Origin of the sequence: Phenylobacterium sp. (assembly GCF_031412415.1) — a bacterium.
Classification (GTDB): domain Bacteria; phylum Pseudomonadota; class Alphaproteobacteria; order Caulobacterales; family Caulobacteraceae; genus Phenylobacterium.
Map to the genome: position 1 here is coordinate 1 of NZ_JANOCX010000196.1, position 2,724 is coordinate 2,724.

The following is a 2,724-nucleotide window of genomic DNA, read 5'->3' on the forward strand; positions in this document are numbered from 1 at the left end:
GCCAGCAGCTTCTGGTCGACCACCTCGTCCAGCACCCGGCGGAACAGGTCCGACGAGGCGTCCAGCGGCTCGCCCTCCCCGATCAGGCCCTGGGCCACCGCCTCGCGCTTGACGTCGGACGTCCACACGGTCTTGCCGTCGACCTTGGCCACCGCCGCGTCGCCCGGCTCGGGCGGCCGCTCGGCGCTCCCGCGGTCGCCGCAGGCGACCAGCGCGAAGCTGGCGATCAGCATGACCACGACCGAGCCCAGGGCTCGCGGGACGCTAGGGAAGGTCAGGTGCGCCATGGGGACCATGCCTCGAATGCAAAAACCGGGCTGGAGGGCCCGCCCGTCCCTAGCCATATCGCGTCCGGGATGCAAAGGTCGCGGCCGATCAATGCACCCACCCCATGACGAATGTCGGGGCTATATATTTTCAGGGAGGATATTTCATGACGCGTGAAGCCGTAGTCGTTTCCTATGCCCGTACGGGCCTGGCCAAGTCCGGCCGTGGCGGGTTCAACATGACGCCGACCATGTCCATGGGCGCGCATGCTGTGAAGCACGCGGTCGAGCGTTCGGGGCTCGACAAGGCGCGGGTCGAGGACGTCGTCATGGGCAATGTCTCGCACGGCGCCGGCAACCTGGGCCGCCAGGTCGGCCTGCTGGCCGGCATGCCGATCACGACCTCGGGCGTCACCATCAACCGCTTCTGCTCGTCGGGCCTGAACACCATCGCCACGGCCGCCAACTACATCCGCAACGACGGCGCCGACGTGGTCGTGGCCGGCGGCGTGGAGTCGATCAGCATCCCCGGCGGCGGCGCCGGCAAGGACAACATCGATCCCCGCCTGATCGCGGAATATCCGGCCATCTTCATGCCGATGATCGACACCGCCGACATCGTGGCCGAGCGCTACAAGGTCAGCCGCGAAGCCCAGGACGAGTACAGCCTGGAAAGCCAGCGCCGCATGGCCGCGGCCCAGCAGGGCGGCAAGTTCGCCAACGAAATCGTCCCGATGAAGTCCAAGATGAAGGTCGTCAACAAGGAGACGAAGGAAGAAAGCGTCGTCGACTACGTGGTCGATCGCGACGAGTGCAACCGCGTCGACACCACCCTGGAAGGCCTCCAGAAGCTCCAGCCGGTTCGCGGCGAAGGCAAGTTCATCACCGCCGGTAACGCCAGCCAGCTCTCCGACGGCGCCGCCGCCGTGGTGCTGATGGATTCCAAGGCCGCCGAGAAGGCCGGCCTGTCGCCCCTGGGCGCGTTCAAAGGCTGGGCCGTCGCGGGCTGCGAGCCTGACGAAATGGGCATCGGCCCGGTCTTCGCCGTGCCGCGGCTGCTGGAACGCCACGGCCTGAAGGTCAGCGACATCGACCTGTGGGAGCTGAACGAGGCCTTCGCCAGCCAGTGCCTCTACGCCCGCGACTTCCTGGGCATCGACCCCGAAAAGTACAACGTGAACGGCGGCTCGATCGCCATCGGCCACCCCTTCGGCATGACCGGCGCCCGTCTCGCCGGCCACGTGCTGCAGGAAGGCCAGCGCCGCAAGGCCAAGTGGGCCGTCGTGTCCATGTGCATCGGCGGCGGCATGGGCGCCGCGGGCCTGTTCGAAGTCTACAACTGACCAATCAGGTCGAACTAATCGGATCGGCCCTCCCTTCACCGGGAGGGCCTTTTCGTTTTCGCGTGTGAACAGTCGCCGCGTTGACACTTGAAGGGCCGCTGCTTAAGTCTCGCGCGCCCTGAAAAGAGCGGAATCTCCGGGCAGGCGAAGGGCCCAAAGGGCCGCGCCGAGCCCCATTCGCATTATCCGGAACTTTTCCCCTTGAGCATCTTCCAACGGTTCTTCGGCTCCAGCAACGACCGCAAGGTCAAGGCGATGGCGGCGCGCGTCGCCAAGATCAACGCCCTGGAGCCCGCGATCAAAGCGCTGTCCGACGAGCAGCTGCGCGGCAAGACCCAGGAGTTCCGCGACCGGCTGGCCAAGGGCGAGACCCTCGACCAGCTCCTCGAAGAGTCCTTCGCCGTGGTGCGGGAGGCCGCGTTCCGGGTCCTGGGCCAGCGGCATTTCGACGTCCAGTTGGTCGGTGGGATCGTGCTGCACGAAGGCGGCATCTCGGAAATGCGCACCGGCGAGGGCAAGACCCTGGTCGCCACCGCGCCCGTCTATCTGAACGCCCTTCCCGGCAAGGGCGTCCACGTCATCACCGTGAACGACTACCTCGCCCAGCTCCACGGCGACTGGATGGGCCAGGTCTATCGGTTCCTCGGCCTGACCACGGGCACCATCGTGCACGGCCTGAGCCAGGGCCAGCGCAAGGCGGCCTATCAGTCCGACATCACCTACGGCACCAACAACGAGTTCGGTTTCGACTACCTGCGCGACAACCTGGTCTATGAGGCCGAGGAGATGGTCCAGCGCGGCCATAACTTCGTGATCGTCGACGAGGTGGACTCCATCCTGATCGACGAGGCGCGCACGCCCTTGATCATTTCGGGTCCCACCGAAGACCGTTCCGAGTTCTACAAGACCATCGACGTCCTGGTGAAGGAACTGATCACCGACCCCACCACCTACGACTTCGACGAAAAGCAGCGCCAGGTCATCCTCACCGAGGAAGGCGCCGAGAAGATCGAGGAGATCCTGATGGCCGGCGGTCATCTGGAGGCCGAGTCCACCGGTCTCTACGACGCCGCTAACGTCTCGGTGGTGCACCACGTCAACCAGGCCCTGCGCGC

At 66.0% G+C, this 2,724-nt stretch carries 2 protein-coding genes and 1 pseudogene; 2 read left to right on the top strand and 1 reads right to left on the bottom strand.

Going from position 1 to position 2,724, the window contains the following annotated elements; genetic code table 11:
• Positions 1–233: pseudogene (locus tag RMO04_RS09415) on the bottom strand (peptidylprolyl isomerase); the annotation flags it as partial.
• A gap of 200 nt (positions 234–433) precedes the next feature.
• Here RMO04_RS09415 and RMO04_RS09420 point away from each other — a divergent pair.
• Positions 434–1,609, top strand: coding sequence for an acetyl-CoA C-acyltransferase (locus tag RMO04_RS09420; protein WP_309644524.1), 1,176 nt, complete (start codon positions 434–436; stop codon positions 1,607–1,609).
• A gap of 255 nt (positions 1,610–1,864) precedes the next feature.
• Positions 1,865–2,724, top strand: an 860-nt coding sequence (locus RMO04_RS09425) for a DEAD/DEAH box helicase (protein WP_405041480.1), incomplete at its 3' end; no start/stop codon positions are given.

Coding starts and splice junctions, on each gene's coding strand:
- RMO04_RS09420 (WP_309644524.1), top strand. CDS start 434: ATGACGCGTGAAGCCGTAGTCGTTTCCTATGCCCGTACGGGCCTGGCC.